The organism is Bacillus sp. JJ634, from assembly GCF_036962285.1.
GTDB classification, from domain to species: Bacteria; Bacillota; Bacilli; order Bacillales; family DSM-1321; genus Peribacillus; species Peribacillus asahii_A.
In genome coordinates this window covers 263-7,309 of record NZ_JBALMU010000095.1, presented here as the reverse complement: position 1 = coordinate 7,309, position 7,047 = coordinate 263, and the positions used below count along the sequence as shown (strand labels likewise).

At 36.9% G+C, this 7,047-nt stretch carries 4 protein-coding genes; 2 read left to right on the top strand and 2 right to left on the bottom strand.

The features are described 5' to 3' along the window. The first annotated feature begins 42 nt into the window (after positions 1–42). Together V7068_RS14475 and V7068_RS14470 are read left to right on the top strand one after the other, a co-directional pair. Positions 43–1,428 carry an FAD-binding oxidoreductase gene (locus V7068_RS14475; RefSeq protein ID WP_499713367.1) on the top strand — a complete coding sequence of 462 codons (1,386 nt, stop codon included), beginning with the start codon at positions 43–45 and terminating at the stop codon, positions 1,426–1,428. 11 nt (positions 1,429–1,439) lie between these two features. Beyond that, positions 1,440–2,423 carry a bile acid:sodium symporter family protein gene (locus V7068_RS14470; RefSeq protein WP_499713366.1) on the top strand — a complete coding sequence of 328 codons (984 nt, stop codon included), beginning with the start codon at positions 1,440–1,442 and terminating at the stop codon, positions 2,421–2,423. A gap of 899 nt (positions 2,424–3,322) precedes the next feature. On the opposite strand, the gene V7068_RS14465 is transcribed toward V7068_RS14470, so the two are convergent. Together V7068_RS14465 and V7068_RS14460 are read right to left on the bottom strand one after the other, a co-directional pair. Further along, a complete protein-coding gene (locus V7068_RS14465) occupies positions 3,323–5,710 on the bottom strand; it encodes a PBP1A family penicillin-binding protein (RefSeq protein ID WP_499713365.1) in 2,388 nt (795 codons plus the stop codon). Between the two features lie 422 nt (positions 5,711–6,132). Continuing rightward, positions 6,133–6,810: a cell wall hydrolase gene (locus V7068_RS14460; protein WP_499713364.1), complete on the bottom strand. Its 678-nt coding sequence runs from the start codon at positions 6,808–6,810 to the stop codon at positions 6,133–6,135. Positions 6,811–7,047 lie beyond the last annotated feature (237 nt).

Here is a 7,047-nt window from a genome sequence, read left to right as displayed (position 1 = left end):
TTTATAATGCGGCAATAATAAGAGTAATAAGGGGAGAATGCAATGATAGCAACAAATGAAGAATTGGTTTTTGCTCTACGGAGTGTGCTTTCAGAAAGTCAAGTAACAGTAAATCAAACGATATTAGAGCAGCATAGCAAAGACGAGTCGTATCACGCCCCTAGTCTACCGGATATAGTTGTATTTCCGGAAACGACGGAAGAAGTGAGTAACGTAGTAAAAATAGCGGGTCAATACAAAGTACCTGTTGTACCATTTGGAAGAGGTTCGAGCTTAGAGGGGCATGTTATTCCTTATGACAATGGCATTACCATCGATTTTTCTCTCATGAATAAAATATTAGAAGTCAGGGGAAATGACTTTCTCGTAAGGGTTCAACCAGGTGTGACACGTTCTGAGTTAAACAAAGAGTTGAAAAAATACGGGTTGTTTTTCTCAGTAGATCCGGGAGCAGATGCATCACTTGGCGGTATGGCAGCAACAAATGCTAGTGGAACAACATCTGTTAAATACGGAGTCATGCGCGACCAAGTTCGTGATTTGGAGGTTGTTTTAGCAGATGGAACTGTAATAAATACTGGGAATCTAGCAGAAAAGTCTTCATCTGGATATCATTTAAACGGTCTTTTTGTCGGTTCTGAGGGCACCCTCGGCTGTTTTACAGAATTAACACTTCGGGTCTATGGTATTCCTGAACATATTATGGCTGCTAGAGCTTCCTTCCCAACCGTTAAAGATGCTGTAGCTGCCGTCGTTAGTATTTTACAAGCGGGCATTCCGATTGCAAGGGTTGAACTTGTAGATAAACCTTCTATGAAACAAGTGAACTTGTATAGTGAAACAGCCTACAAGGAGCAACCAACCTTATTTTTAGAGTTTCATGGTAATGAAGCTGGATTAAATCAAGATGTTGAATTTATGAAAGAGATTGTAGCAGAGCACAATTGTGAAGGCATTGAATTTGAGACAGATAATGCGGCTCGAAATCAATTATGGGATGCTCGCCATAACATAGCTTACGCTTATATCCATGGAAACCCAGGAAAAAAACTGATGGTGACGGATGTTTGCTTACCAATTTCAGAGTTAGCTGGGGCGATTGAGCATGCGAGAGAGGCGCTGAATACGTTAGCGTTGCCTGGAGGCATAGTAGGCCATGTTGGTGATGGTAATTTCCATGTTCTTCTGATGATTGATATGAACAATGCTGATGACATAAAAAGAACAAATGAATTCAATGAAATGATTGTGATGTATGCGCTAGAACGTGGGGGAACCTGTACAGGAGAACATGGTGTCGGCGTGGGTAAACAGAAATATCAAGAGAAAGAGCACGGAAAAGCGTTGCTTGTGATGGAAAAAATTAAACAAGCACTCGACCCTGATACCCTTTTCAATCCAAATAAAATTATAAAAGTGAAAAGATAGGGGGACATTATATGAAAATTTTAGAGGTCATAAGTACGATAGCTGGAAAATATTTTGCTGTATGGGTCATCTGTATTGCAGTTATTGCCTTTATAGCTCCGGCTCCTTTTTTAATATTTGGTGGATATATTACTATTTTGCTAGGAATCGTTATGTTTGGTATGGGGCTGACGTTGAAAGCGGTTGATTTTAAACTAATCTTAACGAACCCTATTCCAGTGATTATTGGGGTTTGTGCCCAATTTATTATCATGCCGCTTTCAGCCTACTTGATTGCCTATATCATGAACTTGCCAGCGGAATTGGCTGCAGGGCTTGTCCTTCTCGGTTGTGTACCAGGGGGGACTGCTTCAAATGTCATGGTGTATCTTGCTAAAGGAAATGTACCTTTATCAATCACAATGACGTCTTTTTCGACACTATTAGCACCGATTGCAACACCATCATTATTACTTTTACTTGCAGGTAAATGGATGCCGGTAGACCCGATGGCCATGTTTCTTTCAATCATTCAAGTAATTATTATTCCAATCATCTTGGGTATTTTTATTAGAAAATTTCTTCCGAGAGTTGTTGAAAAAAGTATTACTGTTATCCCTTTAATATCAGTTGTGGCAATTATCATAATTGTATCTGCTGTTGTCGCAGGGAATGCACATAGCCTTGCTACAGCTGGATTCCTTGTATTTATAGCTGTAATGCTTCACAATGCGTTCGGACTGCTGCTTGGCTATTTTACAGCTCTTGCATTAAAGCTTGATGAAAGTAATCGAAGAGCTATTTCTATTGAAGTCGGCATGCAAAACTCAGGTTTAGGAGTGGCATTAGCCACTGCACACTTTGGACCATTAGCCGCTTTACCTAGTGTTCTTGGTGCGGTTTGGCATAATATTTCCGGTCCGATTATCGCCACTTATTGGTCGAAAAAACCTGCGGACAAAATACAAACGGTAAATACTCAGCTGGATAAAAGCGAAGGCAAGGTAAATATTTAGTAAGGAGTACTGCCACATGCCTATCAAGCTAACAACATAAATGATGTTAAGATAACGGATACTAAGTTAAGGCTGCTACGGCAGCCTTTTTCTTATGTGTGCCAGACATGACGACTATCTAGGTGGTGAAAGTCCACTGTGGGGTACACATCGACCAACCACTAAGGAAGCGCAAGGTATTTATCGTGAGGTGAGAGTTGAAGGAAGCTTGGAATAAAATCTTGGCTCGACGAACACAAATCTGATACTAAGGCTTTATAAAGGGATGAGGCTCCATAACAAGTCAAAGTCCAAAAAGATGTGCGTAACTTTGTAGAGTAAATCAGGCGAGTAAAAGAGGAGAGATAGTTGTCTTACCCTGGGAGGTCTTGCGGATGTACAATAGTACAGTCGAAAACGGTTAGTCGCAAGAAGTCAGCAGAAGCCATAGTAGTGAAATTAATTCATGAAGGGCTGAACAATTTATAGTATTTCAACACCACGAATGCGTAAGTGACGTACTCCGAATGTATTAATGGTGAGAGTATGAGCGTATCTCAAAGGCTAACCAAAACTTACTACGTGAGAGGATAGGAGACACGAATGTGGAACTTTTAGAACGGATTCTAAGTAATCAAAATATGAACGAAGCCTACTTGCGTGTCTATAAAAATAAAGGTGCAAGTGGGGGCAAGGCGTTTAGTCATCAAGGAGGTATCGTGAGGTTAAGACGGGACAAGCCTACATGGGAGTTGGTTTGAGAAGATTACGGGGAAACGATGAGGAGGGGGAGGTTCTGGTGCAAAGACTACATTTATTTGAAAGAGGTATATAGATACCTGATGGAATTTCAGACTGTAAGCAAACTNNAGTTTGCTTACAGTCTGACAGCAGACGTATAATCTGCTGTTTTTATCTAGTTATTCTGTTTTAATATTTTGAACGAAACGTTCGAAAAAGGAAGCGATAGAAGCTGTCATTTCAGATAATTTCTTTTTTGAATCTTGTATAAGGCTTGTATTTTCCGCTTCTTTTGCTGTTCTTTCTTCTATTTCTTTTACGCTTTGTGGTTTTTGAAAAGCAACCGAAGCAGTATTTTTACGTGATTCTTTCATAATACGAGCAAATAAGGTAGCTGGATTATCGCCACCTGAAGTCGTTAGATAGAGGGCCTTACTTGGTTGATCAAACCCTAAATGGACGGACATCGTAACATTCGGTGTATAACCCACAAACCAAGCATCTCGAATCCCTCCATTTGTTCCTTCTTCTTCTGTTGTACCTGTTTTTCCTGCAACAGGAACACCGATTTTAGCGTTCTTTCCTGTTCCATTTGGATTGGTTATGACTTTTTGCAAAATTTCCGTCATATGATAAGCGGTTTCTGATGTAAAAACATCGATACCTTTTATTTCGGCTTGTTCCTTCTTTTGAACGAACTCTCCGTTTTTACTTTTAATCAACTTAATGGCTTTCGCTGGTTTAAAGTATCCGTAGTTAGGAAAGACAGCGTACGATTGTGCCATTTGAATAGGGGTAACTCCTTTTTCCATTCCGCCTAACGCCAAGTGCAACTGTTTGTCTTTGTCTTGTATCTCGATATCCATTTTTTCTAATACTTTTACACCGGTTTTTACGCCGATATCTTGAAATACTGTAACAGCAGGGATGTTGGCTGAACGAATTACGGCTTGTTCTAGTGTGATTTTGCCTCCATATTTTTCTCCTGCATTTTTAGGGGAATAGCCGTCAAAATTGGTTTTTTTATCAATGACGGTTGATTGTGCATTCCATTTTTCTGTTTCCAAAGCAGGTGCATATACAACAAGTGGTTTAATAATAGAACCTGGTTGATAATATTGATACGAACGATTTAAGTATCCTCTGACAAAATCCCGTCCTCCATATAAAGCAATAATGTTTCCATTGTCGTTATCAACAGCTGCTATCCCCACTTGCACTTTTTTATCTTTGGATTCTTGATCGTCTTTGTAAGAAAAAGATTGAGCCGTTTGGTACATATGCTGTTGAAATTCAGTATCTAAATACGTATAAATATGATACCCATTACTTTGTAAATCTTTGTCACTCAGTTCATAATCTTCTTTTGCTTCTTTTAATACATAATCAACATATGAATCTAAAGCAGAAGTCTGTTTGGTCTTGGACTGTTTCAATACAACGGTTTGTTGTACCGCTTTTTGATATTGGTTTTCTGTGATAGTTTCATTCTCTTTCATTGCTTGTAAGACAATATTCTTACGTTGATTTCCTGCTTTTAAGTCCTCTGTATACGTAGAAGGTGCTTTTGGCAAACCAGCTAAATACGCACTTTCAACTAAGGTTAAATCATAAACGTTTTTATTAAAATATTGTCTCGCAGCTGTACCTACTCCATATACGCCTTCTCCTAAATAAATCCGATTTAAATACATTTCGAGAATTTCTTCTTTGCTATATTTGCTCTCGATAATGATCGATAAAAGGGCCTCTTGAAATTTGTGTAAGACATTTCTATTGTATATGTCCCCGTTCACATTTTTAATCAATTGTTGTGTAATTGTACTTCCTCCGTGCATTTTTTGTGATGGACGAATCATTTCATAAAAAAAGGCACGAATGTATCCTTCAATGGATACACCGATGTGTTGATAAAATTGTTTGTCCTCAACATCCACAAACGCACGTTGTAGTTGAGTAGGCATTTCATCTAACGTCACAACATCTCTGTTGGTACTATTATGAACGACTTTATATACTGGATTTCCTTTTTGATCGTAGATAAAAATATTCGTTAATTCATATTGCAGTGCTTGAGCATCAAAAGTGTAATCCTTTAGTTTGGAATCGGAACTCGCAATATAAATGGTAATCCCAATACGACTTATAAAAAATAAGAGAAGGACAATTTGTAACCCTACTAAAGAATAAAAAGAAACGTTATACAATATTCGTTTATATTTGTTTATAAAGGTTTCTTCTTTATGTGAAAATAGGGCAACAAATCCCAAAATAAAAAGTCCGATAACCACCATACTTATCCCGATAAGGCCCATAAAAAATAAAAGAAAGCCAATTTGTAATCCTACTAAAGAATAGAAAGAAACGTTATATAGTATTCGTTTATATTTGTTTGTAATAGCTTCTTCCTTATGTGAAAATAGGGCAACTAATCCCCATATCAAAAGTCCGATAGCCACGATACTCATCAATAAACTTAAAACTTCCCATACCCAATGTTGTTGAATTTTAAATACTTGAGCAAATAGAGATAATATGTTAGTAAAGATAAACCGAAAGATGTCCATTACGGTGATAACAACTCCTTTATGGCATAGTAATAGCGTAGGCCCTTTTCCTTTCTATTCAGGAATAATATCAGCCAAAGGATCGTGTAGGTAGATGAAAATAATAAAACTATCATATTTATCATTTAGCAATTATTGGTGATAATTATAGATTAGCATATAAAATAATGATATAGATATCATGAATGAAGAATTTAAAATCCTAATGAATAAGATTGAATCAGAGTATGAACTTTCAAAACATGCTCTTTCCTCTTGCTCATTTATTGAAGTTATTAGTATCCATTTGATCAAACTTTATTCTAAAGCAGCCATAACAAAAAGGCAGGAACATATTGTACATATCAAATATGTTCCTGCCTATGATTTTATTGACTTTATCGTTTACTACCTAAATATAACGGTCGACGGTTCTTTATTCATTATTTTGCAAATACATGATTACCAATTGTCTTCACGACGTTACGAGTACGAATCCAATCATCCGTTGCAATATCTGGGTTATAAAAGTACATTGAATTATTTAAACGATCTTTTCTCATTAATGCTTCATCCACTGCTCGTTTCGACTCATCTGATGCTGGTTTACTAATTTCACCATTTTGAACAGGTGAAAAGGCATAGCTATTGCCTACTACTTGATTAATAACATCTGTAATATTATTTGGAAATTCAGGAGAATCCACTCGGTTTAATACAACAGTCGCAACTGCTACTTTTCCTTTATATGATTCACCTTTTGCTTCAGCTTCTACCAATCGGGCAAATAAGTCTTTCTCTTTATTTGAAATTGAAATGGCTGGTTTCTCTGGTTCTTTTTTTGGCCTTTCTATTTTAGGTTTTGATGATTGTATGGATAATACTTTTAATTTATTCGGAATTTGTAACATGTCTCCTGTATAAATCCAATCGTCATGACGACTATGGTCTTGTTTTATATCATCAATGGTTATACCATATTGTTGTCCAAGTTTCCAATGGCTATCTCCTTTTACAACTTGATATTCGGTAATAGCCTCGACCGTACTATTTTGTAGCCCTATAAATGCAAATGTAGCTACACAAGTTAAAACTAATGTTTTCATGTAAGTGTTGTTCATGGGTGCTACCTCCTGTGGCCTCGTTGGTATTACACTAACATGAGGTGGTCCTCATTTTACAGAACGATTCCATTACATTTCTTTTTAGTTTGATAAATATCATTACAGATAAGGTGGAATTATGACATTATCCCTATATTAATGTCATATTCAACCCAATATTTATAAAATAGAGATAGATATTACCGTAACTTTCAATCTTTTAAGACACCTCTGATTTTTTTACATAAAAAGAAA

Coding starts and splice junctions, on each gene's coding strand:
- V7068_RS14475 (WP_499713367.1), top strand. CDS start 43: ATGATAGCAACAAATGAAGAATTGGTTTTTGCTCTACGGAGTGTGCTT.
- V7068_RS14470 (WP_499713366.1), top strand. CDS start 1,440: ATGAAAATTTTAGAGGTCATAAGTACGATAGCTGGAAAATATTTTGCT.
- V7068_RS14465 (WP_499713365.1), bottom strand. CDS start 5,710: ATGGACATCTTTCGGTTTATCTTTACTAACATATTATCTCTATTTGCT.
- V7068_RS14460 (WP_499713364.1), bottom strand. CDS start 6,810: ATGAACAACACTTACATGAAAACATTAGTTTTAACTTGTGTAGCTACA.